This window comes from Lentzea flaviverrucosa, assembly GCF_003350445.1.
GTDB lineage: Bacteria > Actinomycetota > Actinomycetes > Mycobacteriales > Pseudonocardiaceae > Lentzea > Lentzea californiensis.
The window spans coordinates 41,437-65,744 of record NZ_QQAU01000023.1 but is presented as its reverse complement, the minus strand read 5'-3'; the positions used below and the strand labels follow the sequence as shown (position 1 = coordinate 65,744).

At 69.6% G+C, this 24,308-nt stretch carries 17 protein-coding genes; 6 read left to right on the top strand and 11 right to left on the bottom strand.

All coding sequences use genetic code 11. The features are described 5' to 3' along the window. Positions 1-60: 60 nt before the first annotated feature. The 6 genes from DFR72_RS43940 to DFR72_RS43915 all read left to right on the top strand — a co-directional run bounded on the left by DFR72_RS43940 (position 61) and on the right by DFR72_RS43915 (position 8,339). Complete coding sequence (locus tag DFR72_RS43940) at positions 61-828, top strand: FadR/GntR family transcriptional regulator (RefSeq protein ID WP_090065193.1); 768 nt, start codon at positions 61-63, stop codon at positions 826-828. Positions 829-969: 141 nt separating this feature from the next. Continuing rightward, the gene (locus tag DFR72_RS43935; protein ID WP_211335794.1) at positions 970-2,010 is read left to right on the top strand and encodes a LacI family DNA-binding transcriptional regulator; all 1,041 of its coding nucleotides are present in this window, start codon (positions 970-972) and stop codon (positions 2,008-2,010) included. Positions 2,011-2,180: 170 nt separating this feature from the next. Next, the gene (locus tag DFR72_RS43930) at positions 2,181-3,194 is read left to right on the top strand and encodes a cellulose binding domain-containing protein (RefSeq protein ID WP_090064660.1); all 1,014 of its coding nucleotides are present in this window, start codon (positions 2,181-2,183) and stop codon (positions 3,192-3,194) included. 31 nt (positions 3,195-3,225) lie between these two features. Next, positions 3,226-4,683 carry a glycoside hydrolase family 62 protein gene (locus DFR72_RS43925; protein WP_090065192.1) on the top strand — a complete coding sequence of 486 codons (1,458 nt, stop codon included), beginning with the start codon at positions 3,226-3,228 and terminating at the stop codon, positions 4,681-4,683. Positions 4,684-4,746: 63 nt separating this feature from the next. Continuing rightward, entirely contained in the window at positions 4,747-6,384 is a 1,638-nt protein-coding gene (locus tag DFR72_RS43920) for a glycoside hydrolase family 27 protein (RefSeq protein ID WP_090064659.1), read from the top strand. After that, on the top strand, positions 6,381-8,339 hold the full coding sequence (locus tag DFR72_RS43915) for a family 43 glycosylhydrolase (protein ID WP_090065191.1): 1,959 nt from the start codon (positions 6,381-6,383) through the stop codon (positions 8,337-8,339). The genes DFR72_RS43920 and DFR72_RS43915 overlap by 4 nt, the downstream gene beginning before the upstream one ends. Positions 8,340-8,343: 4 nt before the next feature. On the opposite strand, the gene DFR72_RS47655 is transcribed toward DFR72_RS43915, so the two are convergent. The 11 genes from DFR72_RS47655 to DFR72_RS43855 all read right to left on the bottom strand — a co-directional run bounded on the left by DFR72_RS47655 (position 8,344) and on the right by DFR72_RS43855 (position 24,304). Then, entirely contained in the window at positions 8,344-8,676 is a 333-nt protein-coding gene (locus DFR72_RS47655) for an anti-sigma factor family protein (RefSeq protein WP_090064658.1), read from the bottom strand. Next, a complete protein-coding gene (locus DFR72_RS43905; protein ID WP_090064657.1) occupies positions 8,673-9,182 on the bottom strand; it encodes a sigma-70 family RNA polymerase sigma factor in 510 nt (169 codons plus the stop codon). Before DFR72_RS43905 ends, DFR72_RS47655 begins: the two co-directional genes overlap by 4 nt. Positions 9,183-9,194: 12 nt before the next feature. After that, complete coding sequence (locus DFR72_RS43900; protein WP_090064656.1) at positions 9,195-9,968, bottom strand: enoyl-CoA hydratase/isomerase family protein; 774 nt, start codon at positions 9,966-9,968, stop codon at positions 9,195-9,197. A 10-nt stretch (positions 9,969-9,978) separates the two neighbouring features. After that, positions 9,979-11,211, bottom strand: coding sequence for a ferredoxin reductase domain-containing protein (locus tag DFR72_RS43895; RefSeq protein WP_090064655.1), 1,233 nt, complete (start codon positions 11,209-11,211; stop codon positions 9,979-9,981). Then, on the bottom strand, positions 11,208-12,746 hold the full coding sequence (locus DFR72_RS43890) for an amino acid adenylation domain-containing protein (protein WP_211335790.1): 1,539 nt from the start codon (positions 12,744-12,746) through the stop codon (positions 11,208-11,210). Before DFR72_RS43890 ends, DFR72_RS43895 begins: the two co-directional genes overlap by 4 nt. Positions 12,747-13,294: 548 nt before the next feature. Then, entirely contained in the window at positions 13,295-14,380 is a 1,086-nt protein-coding gene (locus DFR72_RS43880; RefSeq protein ID WP_090064652.1) for an aldose epimerase family protein, read from the bottom strand. 13 nt (positions 14,381-14,393) lie between these two features. Beyond that, the gene (locus DFR72_RS43875; RefSeq protein ID WP_090064651.1) at positions 14,394-17,468 is read right to left on the bottom strand and encodes a family 43 glycosylhydrolase; all 3,075 of its coding nucleotides are present in this window, start codon (positions 17,466-17,468) and stop codon (positions 14,394-14,396) included. 37 nt (positions 17,469-17,505) lie between these two features. Further along, positions 17,506-18,720 (bottom strand): multiple monosaccharide ABC transporter permease, encoded by a 1,215-nt coding sequence (gene mmsB, locus DFR72_RS43870; RefSeq protein ID WP_090064650.1) that lies wholly within the window; start codon positions 18,718-18,720, stop codon positions 17,506-17,508. Continuing rightward, positions 18,720-20,222, bottom strand: a complete 1,503-nt coding sequence (gene mmsA / locus DFR72_RS43865) for a multiple monosaccharide ABC transporter ATP-binding protein (RefSeq protein WP_090065190.1) — start codon at positions 20,220-20,222, stop codon at positions 18,720-18,722. Before mmsA ends, mmsB begins: the two co-directional genes overlap by 1 nt. Before the next feature lie 26 nt (positions 20,223-20,248). Then, positions 20,249-21,334 (bottom strand): multiple monosaccharide ABC transporter substrate-binding protein, encoded by a 1,086-nt coding sequence (gene chvE, locus DFR72_RS43860; RefSeq protein WP_090064649.1) that lies wholly within the window; start codon positions 21,332-21,334, stop codon positions 20,249-20,251. A gap of 399 nt (positions 21,335-21,733) precedes the next feature. Further along, complete coding sequence (locus tag DFR72_RS43855; protein ID WP_090064648.1) at positions 21,734-24,304, bottom strand: glycoside hydrolase family 9 protein; 2,571 nt, start codon at positions 24,302-24,304, stop codon at positions 21,734-21,736. Positions 24,305-24,308 lie beyond the last annotated feature (4 nt).

Here is a 24,308-nt window from a genome sequence, read left to right as displayed (position 1 = left end):
TCAATGGTGTTACGTATACTGTCGGGTCCTGACAACAGGTTGCGGCGCAACGGAGGCGAGATGTCGGTGACACGTCCGGAGCAGGGTGCGGCCGAGATCCCCGGATGGACGCGGAGACCAGCGAGCCTGGCCGTCGCGGTCACCGCCGAGCTCGTGCAACGCGTCGTGCGCGGTACCTACGCCCCTGGCACCACGCTCCCGCCCGAGCCGGTGCTGTGCGAGACCTTCTCGGTGAGCAGGACGGTGATCCGCGAGGCGGTGAAAGTCCTGCAGGAGAAGGGGTTGGTGCGAGTGCGCCAAGGCGCCGGCACCACGGTCACCCCGATGGCGCAGTGGAACATGCTCGACGAGCTGGTGCTCGCCGCCGCCGTCGCAGGAGACGAGAGCCTCGCGATCCTCGACGACCTGGTGGTGACGCGCCGGTTGCTCGAGTCGGACATGGCACAGGTCGCCGCGCGCACCGCCGGCGAGGACGTCCTGGACCGGTTGCGCGCACTGGTGGACCGGATGGACGAGCTCGTCGGGGACACCGCCACCTACGAGGAGCACGACCGCCTGTTCCACGACACCATCATGCAGGCCTCGGGCAACCGCATCGCCCGTGGAGTCGTGCGCTCGCTGGAGAGCCAGGTCCTCGGTTCCGCCGGCTACCACGGCCGCAGCGGCCGGGACATGTGCACGGCGTCCAACAAGGGGCACCGCCGCATCTTCGAACGCATCGCCGCCCACGACGGGGCCGGTGCGGCGCAGGCCATGTTCACCCACATCACCGAGGCGTGGCTCGTGCGCCGCGGCGAGGCGGGAGATCCCGGTCGTCTGAAGAGGTAGAGCGCTCGTCGCCGGACGGTCCCCTCCGCCAGGGCCGTTCGGCGCAAGGCGTGTGAGCACAACCATTTCGTGGAACATCCGGCCGGAACTCGGCCGGGCCCGCACGGCACGGGAGGCGGATCTGCTGTGGGACGAACTCGCGTGACCCTGGCCGACGTCGCGGCGGCGAGCGGGGTGTCGGTGACGACGGCATCGCTCGTGCTGACCGGACGCGCGCGCGAACTGCGCATCTCCGAGGACGCCGAGCGGAGGGTCCGTTCCACGGCCCAGGAGCTGGGCTACCGGCGCGGTGTGCTGGTGAGCGGGCCGCGGCCAGGGCCGTCGCGGACGATCGGGTTCGTGCTCGACACCGTCACCTCGTCCGGACTGGCCGGCGAGGTGGTGAAAGGCGCGGTGGAGGCCGCCTACCGGCACGGCTTCATGCTGTTCGCCGGGGAGACCGGCGGGGACCCGGGACTCGAGCGGTCGCTGGTCGAGGCGATGCGCGACCGGCGCGCGGACGGCATCGTCCTCGCCACCACGCACACGAGGGCGATCGCGGTGCCGGAACGCCTGCACCACGGGCCCGCCGTGCTGCTCAACGCGACCGCCGGCGCCCGTTCGGCCATTCCGTCGGTGGTGTCCGACGAGGAGCAGGGCGGACGTTCGGCGGCACGCCTCCTCGTGGACGCCGGGCACCGCCAAGGCGTGCACCTGATCGGCGCGGGACCGGGTTCCTACGACGTCCCGCCCCACAGCATCGCGGCCGTGCAGCGCCTCATCGGCCTGCGCGAGGTGTTCGCGGTCGCGGGCGTCGAGGTGGTCAGCGCGCACCGCTGTCCCAGGTGGACACCCGAGGACGGGTACGACGCGACCAGACAGCTGCTGCGCCACCACCTGCCCAAGGCGCTGGTGTGCTTCGACGACCGCCTGGCGTTCGGGGCCTACCAGGCGCTCGGGGAGGCCGGGCTCTCGGTGCCGGGCGACGTGTCCGTGCTCGGGTTCGACGACCACCCCGTCGCGTCGTGGATGCGTCCGCGGCTGACCACCATCGCCATGCCGCACCACGAGCTCGGCGTGCAGGCGGTCGAGGTGCTGGTGGAGATGCTGGGACGGCGGGGACGAGGCACCCGCCCCCCGCTGATCCGCCGGGTGCCGATGCCGGTGCGCGAGGGTGGTTCGGTCGCGCGGCCGCAGCCGTGAACAGCTTATGTTCGCGTTAACAGAGCGAAGGCGTCTGGTCGGGTGATGGACGCATCTCAACGTCGTTCTGCTAAAGGTTAGCGCTCACATTTAGCTTTGACCCGGCGTCGCGGGGTCTTCTACATTGCTGGAAGCCGCCCCGCCGCTGACCGCTCGTCGAAAGGCTCATCATGCCGAGCCCGCTCAAAGCGTTGTGCGGAGCGCTGATCGCCGTCCTGCTGGCCGCGTCGCCCGCCTTCGCCGAACAGTCCACTGTGGATGATCCGGCCGCCTCCGCCGACCCGGTGCGGGTGATGCCGCTGGGCGACTCCATCACCCAGGGCGGCTCGATCGGCGGCTACCGCCTCGACCTGGGCACGAAACTGCGTGCCGCGGGACGTGCCGTCGACTTCGTGGGTTCACTCGCAGACGGGCCGGGCTCCATGCCCGACCGCAACCACGAGGGGCATCCCGGCTGGACCATCGCGCAGGTCGACGCGAGCGTCGTGAACTGGCTGAGGACCTACACCCCGCGCACGATCCTGCTGCACATCGGCACCAACGACATGTACGGCAGCGATCCGGCCGGCGCGCCGCGACGGCTCTCCGCGCTGGTGGACAAGATCACCGCGCAGGCGCCGGGCGCGACCGTGTTCGTCTCGACCATCATCCCGATCCGCTTCGCCGACTCCACCGTGCGCGGCTACAACGCCGCCATCGTCCCGCTGCTGCGGGCGAAGGCGGCGGCCGGCAAGAAGGTGCACGTCGTGGACATGTACCCGGCGGTGCCGATCTCCGACCTGCCCGACGGCATCCACCCGAACGCCGCCGGCTACGCCAAGATGGCGACGGTCTGGTTCAACGCGCTGTCGTCGGTTCCGGGCAGCATCGGCGATCCTCCCGCGCCCGGCGGCGCCTGCACCGCCACGCCGAGCGTCACGGGCACCTGGAACGGTGGTTTCCAGGCCGAGGTCACGGTCGCCAACACGACCGCGACCCCCATCACCGGCTGGACCGTCCAGTTCACGCTTCCCAACGGGCACAGCGTGTCGCAGATCTGGGGCGGCGCCGCCAGCGGTTCGGTCACGGTCACCAACGCCCCCTACAACGGCTCGATCAGCCCCGGCGCCTCGGCGACGTTCGGCTTCCTCGCGTCCGGTCCCGGTGCGGCGGCGGTCGGAACCGCCACCTGCGCCGGCGCGTGATCCCTGCTCCCTCCGACGACGAAGGGTGATCATGTTCTTCGCACGATCGTTCACACCACGACGAGCCCTGCTCACGGCCGTCGCCGCCGTGCCGCTCATCGCGGTGTCCACGCTCGCCGCGGTGGCGGTGCCTCCCGCCGCTGCCGCACCGGGCTGTTCGGTGACCTACTCCGCACCGTCGCAATGGGACGGTGGCTTCACGGCGAACGTCAGCGTCACCAACCTGGGTGACGCCGTCAACGGCTGGTCGCTCACCTGGAGCTTCTCCGCGGGCCAGCAGGTGAAGCAGGCCTGGAACGCCGAGGCGACCCAGTCCGGTACTGAGGTGACCGTCCGCAACGTCTCGTACAACGCGGCGATCCCCACCGGCGGCCGGGTCGAGTTCGGGTTCAACGGTTCCTCCACGGGCACGACCAACCCGAACCCCACGGCGTTCACGCTCAACGGCACCCTGTGCACCGGCGACGTCGGCCCCACCACGACGACCACCACGACCACCACGACCACGACCGGCAACCCGCCCGTGGGCAACCTGCCGTCGAGCTTCCGCTGGAACTCCAGCGGCGTGCTGATCAGCCCGAAGCCGGACGCCACACACGCGAACGTCGCGGTGAAGGACCCGAGCGTCGTCTACCACAACGGCAAGTACCACGTGTTCGCGTCGACCTACACCAACGGCTACAACCTGATGTACACCAGTTTCAGCGACTGGTCCCAGGCGTCGGCCGCACCGCACTACTACCTCGACCGCTCCGGCATCGGAGGCGGGTACCGGGCCGCGCCGCAGGTGTTCTACTTCGCGCCGCAACGCCTCTGGTACCTCGTCTACCAGACCGGGGACAACGCGTCGTACTCCACGAACACGGACATCGCCAACCCGGCATCGTGGTCCACGCCGAAGAACTTCTACGCCGGCGGAATGCCGCAGATCATCCGCGACAACATCGGCAACGGCTACTGGGTCGACTTCTGGACGGTGTGCGACACCGCCAAGTGCTACCTGTTCTCCTCCGACGACAACGGCCACCTCTACCGGTCGGAGACCAACCTCGCGCAGTTCCCGAACGGCTTCACCAACACGGTGATCGCCATGCAGGACAGCAACCGCAACCGGTTGTTCGAGGCGGCCAACGTCTACAAGATCGCCGGGAAGAACCAGTGGTTCCTGGTGCACGAGGCGATCGGCTCGGACGGCCGCCGCTGGTTCCGCTCCTGGACCGCGCCCTCGATCACCGGCCCGTGGACGGGACTGGCCGAGAGCGAGTCGAACCCGTTCGCCCGCGCGAACAACGTGACGTTCCCAGGTGGACAGTGGACCCGCGACATCAGCCATGGCGAGATGGTGCGCACGAACGTCGACCAGACCATGGAGATCAGCCCCTGCAAGCTCAGTTACCTCTACCAGGGCATGGATCCCAACGCCGGTGGTGACTACAACCGGCTGCCCTGGCGGCTGGGCCTGCTGACCCAGACCAACTCGACCTGCTGAGTGCGGGACCGACGCCGCCGGGCACGCCCACCGGCGGCGTCACCCCGCGAGAAAGGGGCAACGATGCCCTCCTGGTCCAGGAAACTCACGCACCTCGCCGTCGTCCTGCTGGCGGCGATGGCGACCGTCACTGCGAACCCCGCCACCACCACCGCCGCTCCCGGCAGCCCGGCGCTCACGCCACCGCTCGGCTGGAACAGCTGGAACAGCTTCGGCTGCGGCATCACCGAGGGCCAGGTCCGCCAGGCCGCCGACGCGATGGTGTCGTCGGGCATGCGCGACGCCGGCTACCAGTACGTCGTCGTGGACGACTGCTGGTTCGACCCGCAGCGCGACTCCGCCGGCAACCTGCGGGCACACCCGTCGAAGTTCCCGAGCGGGATGAAGGCGTTGGGTGACTACATCCACGGCCGCGGCCTGAAGTTCGGCATCTACCAGGCGCCGAACGAGAAGACGTGCGCGCAGGGCACCGGCGCGCACCCCGGTTCGACCGGCAGCAAGGGCCACGAGGTCCAGGACGCGCGGATCTTCGCGTCGTGGGGCGTCGACTACCTGAAGTACGACTGGTGCTCGGGCGCCGGCACCCGCGACGAGCAGATCGCCCGGTTCACGATCATGCGCGACGCCCTGCGCGCCACCGGCCGGCCGATCGTCTACAGCATCAACTCGAACAGCTTCCACGCTCCCACCGGCGACAGGTACGACTGGAGCGAGGTCGCCGACCTGTGGCGCACCACCGAGGACCTGCTGGACATCTGGCAGAACGGCAACACCAACAGCTACCCGATGGGCGTGGGCAACGTCGTCGACATCACCGCCCCGCTCGCCGTGCAGGCCGGTCCCGGCCACTGGAACGACCCGGACATGCTCGTCGTCGGACGCCCCGGCCTCACGCTCACCGAGTCGCGGTCGCACTTCACCCTGTGGTCGCTGATGGCGGCGCCGCTCATGGCCGGCAACGACATCCGCACCATGTCCGCCGACGTCAGCGCGGTCCTGCGCAACCAGCGCCTGATCACCGTCAACCAGGACAGCCTCGGCGCGGGCGGCCGCCGGGTGCGTGACGACGGCGCCACCGAGGTGTTCGCCAAACCGCTCGCGGACGGCTCGGTCGCCGTCGGCCTGTTCAACCGGGGCGGCGGCACCGCCACCATCGCCACCACGGCCGCCCAGATCGGCCTGTCCGGCGGCAGCTTCACGCTGACCGACCTCTGGACCGGCGGCACGTCCAGCACGTCGGGCGCGATCTCCGCGTCCGTTCCCGCGCACGGCGTCACCGCGTTCCGGGTGACCGGCGGCAGCCCGCTGCAGAACACCACCTCCCGGTTGCGGGGCGCCGGGTCGAACCGCTGCCTCGACGTCGAGAACGGCTCCACGGCGGCAGGGGCCGCGGTCGTGATCCAGGACTGCCTCACCCCCGCCTCCCAGCGGTGGACGTCCTGGACGAACGGCGAGGTCCGCGTGTTCGGCGACAAGTGCCTCGACGCGTACGACCAGGGCACCGCCACCGGCACGAGGGTCATCGTCTGGCAGTGCAACGGTCAGACGAACCAGCGCTGGACGCTGGGCTCCGACGGGACGCTGCGCAACACGAACGCCGGGCTGTGCCTCGACGTCGAACGGGCCGCGACCGGCAACGGCTCGAAGCTGGTGCTGTGGACCTGCAACGGCCAGACCAACCAGAGGTGGTCACGATCATGAGATGGGCTCCCGTCGCGGCGGCGGTGTCCGCCCTCACGCTGGTGGCAGCCGGACTCGCCGCCAGCACGACTGCGCAGGCCGCTCCGGGCTGTTCGGTCACCTACACCAAGACCTCCGAGTGGCAGGGCGGCTTCGGAGCCTCCGTGTCCATCACCAACACCGGTGACGCGATCACCGGCTGGACGCTCGAGTGGGCGTACGCCTCCGGCCAGCAGGTCGGACAGCACTGGAACGCCGTGATCACGCAGAGCGGCGGCCAGGTCAGCGCGCGCAACGCTTCCTACAACGGCTCCGTGCCGGCCGGCGGCAAGGTGGACTTCGGGTTCAACGCCACGTCCGGCTCCGCCAACGCCGACCCGGTGTCGTTCCGCCTCAACGGAACCACCTGCAACGGCGGCACGGATCCGACCACCACCACGACGACCACCACCACGACGACGACATCGACACCCCGGCCAGCGTCGTTCAACAACCCTGTGCTGTGGCAGGACTTCGCGGACATCGACATCATCCGCGTGGGTGACGCGTACTACTACTCGGCGTCGACCATGCACTACTCGCCGGGAGCGCCGATCCTGCGTTCCTACGACCTCGTGAACTGGGAGTTCGCCGGGCACTCCGTGCCACGCCTGGACTTCGGCTCCAAGTACGACCTCAATGGCGGCCGGGGCTACGTGCGCGGTATCTGGGCGTCGATGTTCAACCACCGCAAGAGCAACAACACCTTCTACTGGGGCGGGTGCGTCGACTTCGCCCAGACCCACATCTACACCGCCGCGGCCGTGGACGGGCAGTGGTCGAAGCTCTCCACCATCAACAAGTGCTACTACGACGCGGGAATGCTGTTCGACGACAACGACACCATGTACGTCGCGTACGGCAACACCACGATCAGCGTCGCGCAGCTGTCGGCGGACGGGAAGTCGGAAGTGCGGTCGCAGCAGGTGTTCCAGACGCCGTCCAACATCGGCACGCTGGAAGGCGCGCGGTTCTACAAGCGCAACGGCAGCTACTACATCTGGCTCACCAGGCCGGCGAACGGCCAGTACGTGCTCAAGTCGTCGAGCCCGTGGGGCCCCTACACCGTCCAGCAGGTGCTGCTGAACATGCCCACGCCGATCCAGGGCGGGGGAGTCCCGCACCAGGGCGGCATGGTGCAGACGCAGAGCGGCGACTGGTACTACATGGCGTTCGTGGACGCCTACCCCGGCGGCCGTGTGCCGGTGCTCGCGCCGATCACCTGGACCTCCGACGGCTGGCCGCGCATCACCACCGTCAACGGCGGCTGGGGCGCGAACTACCCGATGCCGAACCTGCCCCCGCCACCGCGCCAGGTCAAACCCATGACCGGCGTGGACACCTTCGACGGCACGAGACTCGGGCCGCAGTGGGAATGGAACCACAACCCGGACACCACGAAGTACAGCGTCAACAACGGTCTGCGGCTGTCCACCGCGACCGTCACCAACGACCTGTACAACGCCCGCAACACCCTCACCCACCGAATACAGGGCCCTACCTCCACGGCCACCGTCACACTCGACCTCGCGTCGATGCGCGACGGCGACCGCACCGGCCTTGCGATGCTGCGCGACTCCTCGGCGTGGATCGGGGTCAAGCGCGACAGCGGCCGCAACCGCGTGGTCATGGTCAACGGCCTGACCATGGACAGCAGCTGGAACACCACCGGCACCGGCACCGAGGTCGCGAGTGCGAACTTCACCGGCACCCGGATCTGGTTGCGCGCCAACGCCGACATCAGACCGGGCAGCGGACGGCAGGCCCGGTTCTCCTACAGCACGGACGGCGTGAACTTCACGTCACTGGGCAGCGGCTTCACGCTGAAGAGCGACTGGCAGTTCTTCATGGGCTACCGGTTCGGCGTCTTCAACCACGCCACGCAGGCGCTCGGCGGCTCGGTGGGCGTGCAGCGCTTCGAGCTGTCGACACCGTGACAGCTCAGAGGTAGCAGAACAGCACGCCGAGCACCGCACCGGTCACGGCGGCGACGAGGACCGCCGCCGCCGTGACCAGGAGGTGACGCCGCCGCACTGCCCGGACGAGCCGGGGCAGGACGGCGGCGGGCACCTCCGGTCCGGTGCCCAGCGACTGCACCGCCCACTCCTCCGGCACACGCGACAGCAGGGCCGTCACCCCCGCGAGCCCGCAGACCTCGCGCTCGCACGAGGCGCACTGCGCGAGGTGCTGCTCGTAGGCCAGCCGGTCCGCGGTCGACAGCGCCCCCAGGACGTAGGCGCCGTCCCACTCCCGGAACGGATCCGGTGTGTTCACCGCCCGGTGACCCCGTTCTCCTGCAGAGCCAGCCTCAGCGCCCGCAGGCCGTAGTGCAGCCGCGACTTCACCGTGCCCTGCGGCACCTCCAGCGCGTCGGCGAGCTCCGCGATGGACTCGCCGCGGTAGTAGGCCCGCACGATCACCTGCCGGTGCTCCGGTTTGAGCGTGGACAGCGCGTCGGCGACGAGCCAGGCGTCGAGCGTGGAGTCGGTGTGGTCGGCCCGCGAACGTTCGGGCAGGCTCTCCGAGTCGACCTCCCACCGGGCACGGGCGCTGCGCCGCTCGTCGATGGCGTAGTTGCGCGCCACGGCGTAGAGCCACGCCTTGGACGCCGACGAGCCCTGCTCCAGGACCTCGGGATGCCGCCAGGCGCGCAGCAGGGCCTCCTGGACGATGTCCTCGGCCAGTTGCTGGTCTCCGGTCAGCCGCAGGGCGTAGCGCCACAGGGCGGCGGCGTGGCCGTCGTGCAGCTCGCGCAACAGGGCGATGTGGTCGTCTTTGATGACGCACCCCGCCTAGGTGCGGAACACCGGGGAGCGCTTGCCGAGGAACGCCGCTGTGCCCTCACGCATGTCGTCGGTGGTGAAGGCGTGCCGGAACGCCTCGAGCTCGGCGTGCAGTCCCGGACCGACGGGCAGGCCGTCCGCGGCGTTGATCACCGACTTGCACGCGGTGACGGCGGCGGGAGAGTTGGCGGCGATGTCGGCGAGCACCAGCCGTGCGGCGGTGAACATCTCCTCGCGGGTGTCGAAGACCTGGTTCACCAGCCCGGTGCGGTGCGCCTCAGCCGCGTCCACGCGCCGGCCCGAGTAGATCATCTCGCGCGCCCGTGCCACGCCCACCCGCCGGAACAACCTGACGCAGCCCCCGAAACCGGGGATCAGGCCGAGGAGCACCTCCGGCTGCCCGAACACGGCCTTGCGGGTGGCGTAGACGAAGTCGCACGCCAGCGCCATCTCGCAGCCGCCTCCGAGCGCGTAGCCGTCGACGCAGGCCACGACGGGGACGGGGAGCCGTTCCAGCAGGCACGTCACCTCCTGGCCCAGCGCGCCGAACGCCTCGCCCTCCTCGGGGCTCATGGCCGCCATGTCGCGGATGTCGGCGCCGGCGATGAACGCCGGTCCCTCGGAGCCCGTGAGCAGGACCGCGCGCGGGCCGGAGAGCGTCGACAGCAGGTGGCGCAGTTCGGTGAGGGTCCGCTGGGACAGGGCGTTGCGGGCGTGCGGCCGGTTCACGGTCACCGTCAGCACGCCGCCCTGCTCGTCGAGCACGAGGTTCTGGTAGTCCACTGTGGTCTCCTCACGAGTCCCAGATCGCGCCGTAGGCGGGGATTCCCCTGGCCTCCAGCTCTTCGACGACGTGCCAGGTGGTCTGTTTGTTCGAGATGCAGATGACCGCCTCGGCGTCGAAGCGGCGGCAGGCGTCGTGCGCGAGCGCGACCAGGTCCGGTTTGCCCTGGCCGGCGGTGTCCCAGACGACGGCGTCCGGTTGCGCGTCGAGGATCTCGTCGACCAGCGCGTCCCCGTAGGTGCGGCGCGGGTCGCGGGTCGACCACACCAGCGTCGCCGGAGCGGTGCGGGCGAGCAGGTGGGGCAGGCAGGGCCCGATGCCGCTGCCGGTGGCCACCCAGACCACCCGGTGGAACAGCTTGTCGATGTTGCCGACGCCCGCGGTCGGAATCCCTTTCACCCACAGGTGGCTCGGCTGGTCGGCGATGAGCTTCGCCGTCCAGTCGCCGGCGCGGGAGATGGTGAGCCGGAAGCCGGAGCGTCCCGGCGCGGGCACGTTCGCGAACGAGTGCCATTCCAGCAACGGGTTGCGGCTCACCGCCGTCGAGGAGCCCGCGAACGGCGTGACGCCGTGGTCGAACGACACCAGCGCGACGTGCGGGGACGGGCTGACGATCCGCACCGGCACGCGCCGCAGCCGGAGCCAGGGCAGCGCGACGCTGACCACCACGAGGGCGAGCGGCCAGAGGAACACCGGGTTCGAGACGGCGGCCAGCACCGCGAACAGCACGAGCACCGTCCAGCCGCCGAACCGGTGCGACCGCTCGAAGAGGTCGTGGTGGCGCGCGCGGAGCCGGGGGAGCGCGAGCACGGTCATCGCGACGAGCAGTGCGAGGATCGTCCAGCTCAGCGCGATCGGCAGTGCGCCACGCGTGCCGACGGCGAGCGGGAGGAACCAGGCCACGGCGCAGACGGCGGCTCCGACGTGCAGGCCACCGAAGTGGTAGACCTTCCCCAGCGTCCACCGCACCCGCAACGGCCAGTGCTTCGGCGCGCTGGTGGCCAGCCGGAACAGCAGGTTGATCACCAGTTGCTGGCGGACCAGCGCGGCGAGGGCCACGTTGACGACCACGAGCGTGGTCAGCACGTCCTGGTCGCCCCGCCAGTCGCAGGTCACGGCGAAGACCAGGTTCGCGAGCACGACCGCCGCGGCGAGCCGGTTGTGGTGGGTGAAGGGGCGCCGGCGCAGGACGGCGCGGAGGGACCGATCGGCCGGCGGCAGGACGACCTCGTGCAGCGTCATGCCACGGGCTCCCGCCGCAGTCCGTCCACATGCGACAGGAGCGCGCGCCGGTCGACCTTGCCGCGGTCGGTCGTCGGCAGCGTGTCGACCGGGACGATCAACGTCGGCACGCAGTAGTACGGCAGTCGTTGCGAGACCGCCCGCCGCGCCTGCTCCGGCGTCGCGGTGCCGGGGCTGATGAACCCGACGAGCTTCCCGTCGTGCACCACGGTCGTGGCGCGGTCGCAGTCCTCCGCGCGTTCCAGCGCGGCGGTGACCGCGTCCAGCTCGACGCGGAAGCCGCGCACCTTGACCTGGTCGTCGGTGCGGCCGCGGTGCTCGAGCCTGCCTTCGCGCGTCCACCTGGCGAGGTCGCGCGTGCGGAACATCAGGTGGTCGCCGCCGAGGAACGGATCGGGCCGGTAGCGCTCCGACGTGAGGTCTAGGTCGCCCAGATACCCCGCCGTCACGCACGCCCCGCCGGCCCACATCTCCCCGACCGCGCCGATGGGGCACGGCAGCAGGTCGTCGTCGAGCACGTAGACGGTCGTGTTCGGCACCGGCCTGCCGATGGTGAGCTGCCCGGTGCCCGGTTCGTAGCGGTGCACCGTGTTGACGATGGTGACCTCGGTGGGACCGCAGGCGTTGTGGAAGGCCACTCGGCGGGCCCACTCGTCCGCGAGGGCCTGCGGGCAGCGCTCTCCGGCGACCGCGACCGTGCGCACCCGTTGGCACGCGGCGGGATCCAGCGTCGCCAGCACGCTGGGCGTGGCGATCACGACGTCGACCGTGCTCGCCGTCCGCGCGAGGTCGTCGCCGCGGATCACGAGCGTGCCGCCGTTGGCGAGCGTGCCGAGGATCTCCCACATCGCCATGTCGAAGGCGATGTTGAGCAGCTGGGACACCCTGACCCCCGGTGCGACGCCCAGAGAGCCGGGCGCGGTCAGCAGGACGTTGCACAGGTTTGCGTGGGAGACCCGCACGCCGTTGGGGCGCCCGGTGGTGCCGGAGGTGAAGATGACGGCCGCGATGTCCGACTCCGCCGTGATGGTGCGGCAGAACGCGCTGACCTCGGGCAGGGTGTCGATCGTGATGATCGTGGCCAGGTGAGGGGGCAGCGAGGCCGCGTCCGCGGTCGTCGTGAGCACCACGTCGACGTGTGCGGCCCGGACGATGTGCCGCAGGTGGGCCTCCGGTGTGATGCGCACGTCCTGCGGCACGTAGGCCGCTCCCGCCTTGAGCACCGCCAGGATGCCCACCACCATGGAGGTCGACCGCGTCAGGAACAGTCCCACGTGGTCGCCGGGGCGCACACCGCGCCGGACCAGCAGCTCGGCCAGCAGCGTGGCTCTGGCGTCCAGCTCCCCGTAGGTCAGGGACTCGCCGAGGTGTTCCACGGCTGTCAGGTGCGGGCGCCGCGCCGCGTGCGTTTCGAAGGCGTGGTGGACGTGGTCGGACGGAGGGGTCCGGACGGGACCGGCGCCGAACACCTGGAACAGTTCGCGGTCGGTGGGGGACAGGTCGAACAGGGCGGCTTCCTGGAACAGGACTGTCACGACGGGTGCCCTTTCGTGAGCGGTGCGTGGGCAACCGCTTGAACGAGATAGCCCGCCGTGAGGTTCACGTCGTGTCGAATAGCGCGTCGAATCGAAAAGTGCTTGTGGTGTAAAGCTTTTGGCAGTAAAGGAGCTGTCGTGCCCCGTCACCCGGACGGATGATCCGATGCTCCTGCATTTGTCATAGCCGTCTGCGCATATGAGCATCTGTCCTATGACGACTGTCGAGCACGCTCCCGCGGAACTGCACCGCCACACGCACGGTCCCGGCTGCGGCCACGACGCCCTCGTGCACCGTGACCACGTCGACTACCTGCACGACGGGCACCTGCACCGCGAACACGTGACGGATCGCGGTGTGCACTACGACGAGTGCGACAAGTGCAGGTGCGCGCACTGCACGGACTCGTGCGCGCAGTGCGACTGTTCGGAATGCGACTGCCCGACCTGCAACCACGCACAGTGCGCGTGTGACGGATGCACCGACTCGTGCGCGAACTGCACATGTGCCGAATGCAGCTGCCCGACTTGCAGTCACGCGGCGTAGATCAGTCCGCAGTGGACAGTTGGAACACCGTCTCCTGGTGGTAGACGTCGCCCGGCCGCAGCACCGTGCTGGGGAAGTCCTGCCGGTTCGGCGAGTCCGGGAAGTGCTGCGCCTCCAGGGCGAACCCGGCGCCGCGGCCGTACGGGCGCCCGCTGGTGCCGACCAGGTCCTCGGTCAGGAAGTTGCCCGAGTAGAACTGCAGGCCCGGCTCGCTGGTCCACAGCGTCAGCAGACGCCCGGACACCGGGTCGCAGGCCTGCGCGGCGAAGGAGGCTCCGGAGGAGTCCAGCACCCAGTTGTGGTCGTAGCCCCCCGCTGTGCGCAGCTGGGGGTGGTCCGCGCCGATGCGGGAGCCGATCGCGGTCGGCAGCCGGAAGTCGAACGGGCTCGCCTCGACCGGCACGGGCGCCCCCACCGGGATCAGGTTCTCGTCGACGGCGCAGAACCGGCTCGCGTTGAGCATCAGCGACTGGCGGTGCACGTCGCCGCTGCCCTCCCCGGCCAGGTTCCAATAGGTGTGGTTGGTCATGTTGAGGACGGTGGGCGCGTCCGTCGTCGCGCGGTAGGTGATGCTCAGGCGGTTGTGCCGGTCGAGCCGGTACGTCACCTGTGCCTCCACGGTGCCCGGGAAGCCGCCGTCCCCGTGCGGGCTCACCAGTTCGAGCCGCACGCCCACGCTGTCCGTCTCGTGCAGCTCGGTCGCGGACCACACCCGCGTGTCGAAGCCCGCCGGTCCGCCGTGCAGGCTGTTCGGGCCGTTGTTGAGCGGGAGCCGGTGCTGGACGTCGTCGAGGGTGAAGGCGCCGCGGGCGATCCGGTTGGCGTACCGGCCGATCACGGCGCCGAAGAACACCCTGGCCGCGCCGGGCCGGTTGTTCGCGACGTAGTCGTCGAGCGAGGGGAACCCGAGCACCACGTTGGCGGGAACACCGTGGCGGTCCGGTGCCTCCAGCGACTGGATCACCCCGCCGTAGTCCAGCACCCGCACGGTGAGCCCGCCCGGCCACGCCAGGACGTACCGGTGGACGTCGGTGTCACCGGCCCGTCCGAACAGTTCCCGGCGTAGCTCGGGTTCCCGCTGCGACATCGAACTCCTCGTATCAGTTGATCAGGGCCCGGCAGTGCTGAGGCCGGATCCGTTGTGGTGCGACGCTCTCCAGCGTCGGCACGACCGGGACGATGGAACCGTCTCGGCCGAACCTCATCCTGTCGATCGTGGTCTCGCGGTGCGTGCCGTCCCCACCGGGGATGGCGAAGCGGTGGTAGACGAGGTACCAGTCGTCCGTTCCCGGCACCTGCAGCATCGAACTGTGACCGGTGCCCTTGACGCCGAGCTTCAGGTCCTTGCTCAGGATCAGGCCGCGGTTCGTGAACGGGCCGGTCGGGCTGGGCGCGGTGGCGTAGGCGACGCGGTAGTCCTCGCTGCGGGTGTCGTCGATCGACCAGCTCAGGTAGTACGTGCCCTTGCGCTCCACCATGAACAGGCCCTCCCGGAAGTCGGTCAGCCCGGTGAGGCGGGTGATCTTGGCCGGGTCGTAGGAGATCATGTCACTGTTGAGCGGAACGACGTAGGCCTCACCGTTGCCCCAGTACAGGTACGCCTGTCCGGAGCGGTCCACGAAGACGGCGGGGTCGATGGCCTGGCCGCCGCCGGTGGGGTTGCGCGCGATCAGGGGCTGACCGGAGTCGACGAACGGGCCGGTGGGGGAGTCGCTCACGGCGACGCCGATCTTGGCCTCGGCGCAGAAGTAGAAGTAGTACTTCCCGTCGCGTTCGACGATCGCCGGCGCCCACGCGTTGCGGTCCGCCCAGCTCACGCCGGGACCGAGGTCGAGGATGACGCCCTCGTCCTTCCAGTCGACCAGGTTCTTCGACGACCAGGCGGAGAACTTCGTGCCGCTCCAGCCGTCGAAGCCGTCCGTGGTCGCGTAGATGTAGTAGGTGTCGCCGAACGCGACGACGTTCGGGTCGGCGTTGAGGCCCGGCAGCACGGGGCTGCGCATCTCGTGGGCCTCGACCGTCCACACCCGACTCTCGCGACCCGACCGGACGGTGAACTGCCGCGGCTTGCGCAGGTCGACCGGGCCGCTGGGCGTGATGGTCGCGCCGGGAGCCAGCCCGAAGTCGAGCTTGACCCGCCGCAGGTCGGTGCCCGGCCGCACGGGGAGCACGACGCTGCCCGGTTCGATGATCGCGGGTGCTTTGAGCGAGTTGTGCGCCACTGACCGGATCAGGGTCGCGTTGAACGGCAGCGCCGCCACGTCGGAGCCGGAGAGCGCCCGGTTGTACAGTCGGACGTCCTTCATCCTGCCGAGCAGCGCGCGGTCCGCCTCGTAGACGGATCGGCCCAGGTAGTTGGCCGCGGTGATGCCACCGCCGAGGTCGGACGGCTTGGCCGTGACGCCGGTGTTGCGCGCCACCTCCACGCCGTCGAGGTAGAGGACCTCGACACCGCCGCCGATCGTGAGCGTCACGTTCTTCCAGACGCCCCGGGGCAGCGCACGGCCGGAGTTCGCGCCCTGCTCGGTCGTCCAGTTGCCGGTGGCGATCGCGCCGCGGTAGGTGTCACCGGTGCTGAACAGGTAACCGTTGCCGGTGCCGTTCGGTGCGGTGTTGCCGAAGCCGTAGAGGAAGTACGGCGTCTGCTGGGCCGGGTCCACCAGCACGTCGGCGGAGATCGTGGCGGCCTGGGCACCGGTCAGCATGTTGTTCGGCAGCTGGACGTGCCCGCCGCGCAGCGACAGGGACCCCTCGGAGAACGCGGCGTTGCCGGCGAGCACACCGTCATAGCCGTGACCGGTGGCGTCGGCCGTGGAACCGGTGAGCGGCCAGTGCGCGACGAGGCCCTTCGAGTCGGCCTTCACCGGCGCCGGGGCAGCGGTGAGCCGGCTCAGCTCGGCCTGGGTCACCGGCAGCACCGTGCCGTGCCGCGGGGACGCGGGCAGGCGGGCGCCCGTGGACATCGTCCACTTGCCGGAGGCGAGGTCGGTCGTCTCGAACGGCACGTAGCCGCGGCCGCCGTACTCGTCGATGAACAGGTACCACTTGTCCTCGGTGTTGGACTTGAACCCGGTCGGGCCCTCACCGGCGCTCAGGCCGGGGCTGGTCGGGGTGGCCTTGCCGATGCACTCGGCGACGAAGTCGTACTTCGGGTTCAGCAGGTCCGCCGACTTCTCCGCGGTGATGTACTTGCTGCACGGCGAGGACGACGAGTTGTTCCGCTCGTCCTTGGTGTAGCGGTAGTAGGTGCCGCCGTGCTCGATGACCGTCGAGTCGATGACCGAGTAGCCGGGGTCGATCCACACCTTCGCCGGGCTGAACGTCACGAAGTCGCGCGTGGTCGCGTACATCATCCGGTTGTAGCTGTCGCCCGTGTGGCCGGGATCGCTCTCCGCGTACAGCTTCGACGCCCAGTAGACGACGTAGTGGCCGCGCTTGGCGTCCCAGAACGCCTCCGGCGCCCACGTGTTGCCCGCGGTGGGCGGCGAGACCTGGACGCTGCGCTGGCGCGACCAGTTCCGCAGGTCCGTCGACTCCCACACCATCAGCGACCGGCTGCCGCTGCGCTGCGCCGCGTCCCAGCCGCGCCCGCCGTTGATCTTCAGGTCGGTGGCCAGCAGGAAGAACTTGTCGCCCTCGGGCGAGCGCAGGATGAACGGGTCGCGCACGCCCAGCTCGCCGAGGCTCGACTTCAGCACCGGCTGGCCGCCGTTGACCTCGGAGAAGTCCAGCGGGTTGTTGCCGTTGCTGGCGGCGGCGTAGATCTGCTCGCCGATCGGGCTGCCTTCACCGGTGAAGTAGAAGAAGCTGTAGCCCGCCAGCGGCTCCTTGGCGGGCATCGGGACGACGGTGGCGGTGAGGACGCGAGTGGTGCTCTGCTGCCCGCGGCTCACCTTCGCCGTCAGCACGACCTTGGCGGGTTTGCCGCCCGCAGGAGGGCGGCTCACCTCACCGGTCGGCGTGATCACCTTGCCGCTGGACGACTTCCACGTGACGGTCGTGTCGTGCGCACCGGTGGTGGGCAGGGTGAGGTGACCGCGGACGTCGTCGATGTTCGGGACTTCCAACGCGTTCGCCGCTGTCCGCACGAGCGGTTCGGCGGCGGCCGGGGTGATGGGGACCAGGGCGGCCGTCACGGCCACCACCAGACCGAAACGGCGCAGGGATGACAACATCGTTGTTGTTCGCCTTCCGGGGGTGGAGAGGGGGACTTCAGGCGCGTCGCTTGGTCCAGACGTCGTAGGCGACCGCCGCGAGCAGGACGAGACCCTTCACGAGCATCACGCGTTCACTGGGAGCGCCGATCAGCGACATGCCGTTGTTGATGACACCCATGATCAGGCCGCCGGTGATGGCGCCGACGACCTTGCCGACACCGCCCTGGACCGCGGCACCACCGATGAACGCGGCCGCGATGGCGTCCAGCTCGAACGACATGCCCGCCGTCGGACCCGCCTGGTTGAGCCGGCCGGCGAAGATCACGCCGGCCAGCGCGGCCAGCGCGCCCATGTTGACGAACACCCAGAACGTGACGGCCTTGACCTTCACGCCGGACAGCGTGGCGGCCTGCAGGTTGCCGCCGATCGAGTAGATGTGCCGTCCGAACACGGAGTTGCCGGCCATCAGCGAGTAGCCGAGCGCGAGCGCCGCGAGCAGCACCAGCACCCACGGCAGGTTGCGGAAGCGGGCGAGCTGCACCACGACTGCCATCACGACGACACCGACGCCGACGATCTTGAGGACGAACACCGGCATCGGTTCGACGACCTGGCCGTAGCCGAGCCGGGCCGCGCGCTTGCGCCACTGCGACAACGCGAACCCGACCACGAACGCGAGTCCGGCGAGCAGGCTCACCAGGTCGGCGCCGCCGAGCGGGCCGAGACCGATGTTGCCGAGGTAGCCTCCGGTGAAGCCGTTCGCGAGCGACCGGATCTCGTCGGGGAACGGGCCGATGCCCTGGTTGCCCAGCGTCGTCAGGGTGAGCGCGCGGAACACCAGCATGCCCGCCAGCGTGACGATGAACGCCGGGATGCCGAAGTACGCGATCCAGTAGCCCTGCGCCGCGCCGATCATCGCGCCCGACAGCAGCGTCAGCAGCACCGCCACCGGCCACGGCAGTCCCCATTGGACGGTCAGCACCGCGCAGATCGCCCCGGTCAGCGCCACCGTCGAGCCGACCGAGAGGTCGATGTGCCCGCCGATGATCACCAGGATCATGCCGATCGCGAGGATCAGCACGTAGGAGTTCTGCACGATGATGTTCGAGATGTTCTGCGGCTGCAGCAGGGCGCCGTCGGTCAGCACCGCGAACAGGACGACGATCAGCGCGAACGCGACGTAGATGCCCGACTGCCGCAGGTTGATCGAGAACCGCCGGGACCGGGCGGGCGGGGCTGCGGCGGGAGCGGGCGCGGTCTTCGTGGTCATCAGCTCTGTCCTCGCGTCATGTACTGCATCAAGCGTTCCTGCGTGGCCTCTTCGCGGCTGACCTCGCCGGTGATGCGGCCCTCCGACAGCGCGTACACGCGGTCGCACAGGCCGAGGAGCTCCGGTAGCTCCGAGGAGATCACCAGCACCGCGCGGCCCTGGGCGGCGAGGTCGTTGATGATCGAGTAGATCTCGTACTTCGCGCCGACGTCGATGCCGCGCGTCGGTTCGTCGAGGATCAGCACGTCCGGGTCGGTGAACATCCACTTCGCCAGCACGACCTTCTGCTGGTTGCCGCCGGACAGCGTGCCGGTCGGGGTCGACACGGCGGCGGTCCTGATGCCCATCGACTTCCGGAACCGCTCCGCGACCGTGTACTCCTCGTTCTCGTTGACCCACCCGCGGTTCGCGAGCTTGTCCAGCGCCCCCGCGGAGACGTTGCGCTGCACGCCCTCGATCAGGTTGAGCCCGTACTTCTTGCGGTCCTCGCTGACGTACGCGAGGCCGTGCCGGATCGCGCCGCGCACGGTGCGCGTGTCGATCTCCTGGCCGTCCTTGACCACGCGCCCGGAGATGCCGACGCCGTACGAACGGCCGAAGACGCTCATCGCGAGTTCCGTGCGGCCCGCGCCCATCAGGCCGGCGAGACCGACGATCTCCCCGCGCCGCAGGGTCAGCGTGGCGTTGTCCACGACGACCCGGTCCGGCTGGGCGGGGCTGTGCACGGTCCAGTCCTCGATGCGCAGCACCTCCTCGCCGATGTCGGGCGTGCGCGGCGGGAACCGGTGCTCGAGGTCGCGGCCGACCATGCCGGAGATGATGCGTTCCTCGCTGAGGCCCTTGGCGGGCAACGTCTCGATGGTCTTCCCGTCGCGCAGCACCGTGACGGTGTCGGCGATCCGGGTGACCTCGCCCAGCTTGTGGGAGATGATCACCGAGGTGATGCCCTCGTCGCGCAGGCCGTCGAGCAGGTCCAGCAGGTGCTGCGAGTCGTCGTCGTTCAGCGCCGCCGTCGGCTCGTCCAGGATCAGGAGGCTGACCTCCTTGGACAACGCCTTGGCGATCTCGACGAGCTGCTGCTTGCCGACGCCGAGGTCGTTCACCGGGACCGTCGGGTTCTCCCGCAGGCCCACGCGGTCGAGCAGCGCCTGGGCCTCGTGGTTGGTGCGGTTCCAGTCGATGAACCCGCGTCGGGACCTCTCGTTGCCCAGGAACAGGTTCTCCGCCACGGAGAGCTGGCCGCACAGCGCCAGCTCCTGGTGGATGATCACGATGCCGCGGCGCTCGCTGTCGCGAATGCCGTCGAAAGCGCACGGCTCACCCTCGAAGAGGATGTCACCGTCGTACGTGCCGTGCGGGTGCACCCCGGACAGCACCTTCATCAGCGTGGACTTGCCCGCGCCGTTCTCACCGCAGATCGCGTGGATCTCACCGCGCCGCACGGTCAACGAGACCTCGTGCAGCGCGGTGACACCCGCGAACCTCTTGGTGATACCGCGCATCACCAGGATGTCGTCGGACACAGGACCTACTTGAGCTGGTCGGCGGTGTAGTAACCGGAGTCGATCAGTTCCTTCTGGTAGTTCGCCTTGTCCACGGGGACGGGCTGGAGCAGGAAGGACGGCACGACCTTGTTGCCGTTGTCGTAGTCCTTCGTGTTGTTGACCTCGGGCTTGCCGCCCTTGAGCACCGCGTCGGCCATCTTCACCGTGACGTCGGCGAGCAGGCGGGTGTCCTTGTGGATCGTCGAGTACTGCTCACCTGCGATGATCGACTTCACCGAGGCGACCTCGGCGTCCTGACCGGTGACGATCGGGTAGGCCTGGCCGGCCGTGCCGTAGCCACCGCTCTTGAGCGCGGAGAGGATGCCGATCGAGATGCCGTCGTAGGGGGACAGCACGCCGTCGACCTTGGCACCGCCGTAGGTCGAGGTGAGCAGGTCCTCCATGCGCTTCTGCGCGGTGGCGGGGTCCCAGCGCAGGATCGCGACGGTCTTGAAGTCCTTCTGGCCCGACTTCACGACGAGCTTGCCCTGGTCGACGAGCGGCTGGAGCACGGACATGGCGCCGTTGAAGAAGAACGTGGCGTTGTTGTCGTCCGGCGAGCCGGCGAACAGCTCGACGTTGAACGGGCCCTCGCCCTTCGTCTTCAGCCCGGCCAGCAGCGAGTTCGCCTGCTCCACGCCGACCTTGAAGTTGTCGAACGTCGCGTAGTAGTCGACGTTCGGGCTCTTGCGGATCAGCCGGTCGTAGGCGATCACCGGGATCTTCGCGTCGGCGGCCTGCTGCAGCTGCGAGGTGATCGCGGTGCCGTCGATCGAGGCGACGATCAGGAGCTTGGCGCCCTTGGTGATCTGGTTCTCGATCTGGTTGGCCTGGGTCGGGATGTCGTTCTCCGCGTACTGGAGGTCGACCTTGTACCCCTTGCCCTCCAGGGCCTTCTTGATGTTGTCGCCGTCGTGGATCCAGCGTTCGGACGACCGCGTCGGCATGGTGACGCCCACCAGCGCACCTTCGCTGCTGGTGGTCTGCTGGTCGACCGTCTTCTGCGCCGAACCACAGGCGGCGAGGGTGACGGCGAGTGCGGTGGTGGCCGCGATCCTGGCAAGCCTCATTGCTTCTCCTCGATGTCACCGACAGGCAACAATGCTGTAGGCGGCGAGTGTTATCGCTAACAACTAGCTCGTCAAGTTTCATCTGGATAACAGCAGGTTGTGCCTGTTAGCGCTCACAGGGGCCACAAACGTGGAGCGCCCGCTTCGTTTGCCGAGGTCGACGGGCGCGTTCCCGGGGGCCTCGGCCCCCGCTGGCGGGCAATGCCCTGGCTCCTGGGGCTTGGTGGAGTCGCCGAGCTTGTGTCGCGTGCCGCGTCGGGGGCCTGCCAGCGCCCAGAAGGCCGCGTGATCGGGCGTCGTGATCTGGCGACACCGGCGTAGCCGGGAAGCCATGTCCACACCGCGAACGCAGAGCGCCCGCTGTCACCGGAGTGACAGCGGGCGCATCCCTGGTGCGGGTCAGGCGATCTTGCAGGCCTTCCCGTTGATCGTGAAGGCGGTCGGGTCTGTTCCGGTGCCGGAGCCGTTGAATCCGATGTGGACCGACTTGCCCGGTTCGACCTGGCCGTTCCACGGCATGCTGGCCGCGGTCACGTCACGCCCGGTCTGGCTCCACGTCGCCGACCACCCCGCGGTGACCTTCTGGGTGCCGGGGAACGCGAACCCGAGCTTCCACGACGTCCACGCGGTCGTGCCGGTGTTGGTGAGCTTCACCTGGGCCGACAGGCCGTCGTTCCACCTGCCCGCGGTGAAGCCGACCTCGCAGTCCGACTTCGGCGTCGAGGTCCCGGACTTCTCCGCCGCCCAGCCCGAGACCCAGGCGAGCGCGGAGTTCCAGTTCACCGCCACCTCGTTGACCGAGTAGGCGCCGATGTCGTCCACCCAGCACTTCTGCTGCGGGCAGCCCGCGAGCAGACGCTGTGCCACCGGGTCCTGCAGGGCGCTGTTCGGGCCGCCGGAGAGCGAACCGGGCGGCGCGATCGGCAGGGTCGGGTCGTTCTGGTTCGCCCAGAACCGGTGGTGCGCGTTGCGCATCGCCTGGTCGCCGTAGCCCGCCACGTACGAGGTGCTCAGCGGGTTGCGGCCGAGGACGTAGTGCAGCGCCTCGAACACGCCGTCGCGGTACTTGGCGGCACCGGTGAAGTCGTGGGCGAGCGCGAGCACCTGGGCGTTGTTCAGGACCGCGGAGTTCGAGCCCCAGACGTACCCGTCCACGCTGTTGTCGTACGGCGCGGCGTAGCCCATTCCGGCCATGGCGGTCAGGTGCTGGTCCGCGACGGTGGCGAACGCGGACTTGATCGCCGTGACGTCCGCCGCCGGCAGGCCGTTGGGGGCCAGGGCGAGCGTGATGTCACCCAGCGGCGCGGTGCCGCCCCAGTAGAAGCCCGCCCTGCTCAGACCGGCCGCCTTGTAGTGCGGCGAGGCCGTCACGTCGGTCCGGTAGGCGCTGTCACCCGTGGTGGCGTACAGCTCCGACGCGGCCCAGTAGAACTCGTCGCTGACAGTGCTGTCGCTGTAGGCGCCACCGCCGGTGCCGTCGTTCGGGTCGGCGATCTTGGCCGGGTTCGCCTTCGCCGCCGTGTAGGCCTTGCGGGCCGCCGTGAGCAGCGTGGCGGAGTACGTCGCGTCGACGCCCTTCCACAGCCGGGACGCCTGCGCGGCGACGGCGGCCAGGTTCAGCGTCGCGGCCGTGCTGGTCGCGGACAGGCGGCGCGGCTGGTCGTCCAGTTCGGGACGGGTCGGCAGGGCCGTCCAGTTCGCGTCGTGGATCTTGTGGTGCGCCATGCCGTCGGGTGCCTGCATCTTCAGCAGGAAGTCGACCTCCCAGCGCGCCTCGTCGAGCAGGTCCGGCACGCCGTTGGACTTCTCCGGGATGGCGAGCGTGCCGTCGCGGAACGCCGTCGCGTCACCGACGCGGGTGGCCCGCTCGTAGGAGTTGAGCAGCTGCCAGGCCGCGATGCCACCGTTGACCACGTACTTGCCGTGGTCGCCCGCGTCGTACCAGCCGCCGCGCACGTCGAGCGTGTAGCCGCAGGCGAGGTCGGCGCGGCACGGCACGTTGTCGTCGCCCTGGTTCGGCGCGACGTTGACGTGCCCGGCGGGCCGGGAGTACTCGTCCCCGACGTACTGCGCCTCGATCGGCGTTCCGCTGCGCTGGTGGTAGAAGAACGCGAGCGAGTCGTAGCGCAGGCGCTTGATCGGGTCCGCGGAGATGTCGAACGGGAAGCTGCTGTCCTCGCCGACGGACAGCGTGTAGCCGGTGCCTGCCGTGTCGAACGACGAGAAGTCGATCTGGTGCACCGGGTCGCCGGACGTGGCGTCCGCGCCCTTGGGCGTGCTCTGGCCGGTGGCGACGGCCGTTCCCGCGGAGTTCTTGAGCGTCCACGTCTGCGGCGTCGTCGCCGTGGAGACGAGGGTCGCGCGCTTGGGCAGACCCGGCACGTACCCGACCAGGTCGACCTGGACCTTCTTGGTGGGGTTGGGGTTGACGCCGCCGGGCGGCTTCACGCCGCCGACCACGGAGACGTTGTCCACGCAGATCGTGTTGTCGGCGGCCTGTCCGCCCAGCTGGAACGCGACCTGGCCGTTGCCCGCGTCCGGGAAGTCCAACGTGGACGTGAAGGTGAACGTGAACCGCTGCTTGGCCGGGGAGAGCGTGAACTGCTGGCTCGCGATCCCGCGGTACGGGCTCACGCTCTCGCCCGCGGCGGCCGTGATCGGCTGCGCCGTCGTGGCGTGGGCGTCGAACGAGAAGGTGTAGGACTGGCCGGTCTCGAACGGGACGCCGTTCTGGCCGATCAGGGCGTCCCACGGGTTCGTGGTGCCGCCGGTGACCGCCGCGCACAACTCGCCGCCGGTGACCCGGTTGGTCACGCCGGCGCCGCTCCACCAGGGATCGGCGGCGCCGGTGTCGAACGTGCCGTTGAGCACGCGTTCGTAGTCCGCCGCCGCAGCGGCGCCCTGGAATGAGCTCGCTGCCAGCACCGCGAGCAGGGTCGCGGCGAGGAGACGTGGGGGTTGCGATCTCATGCTT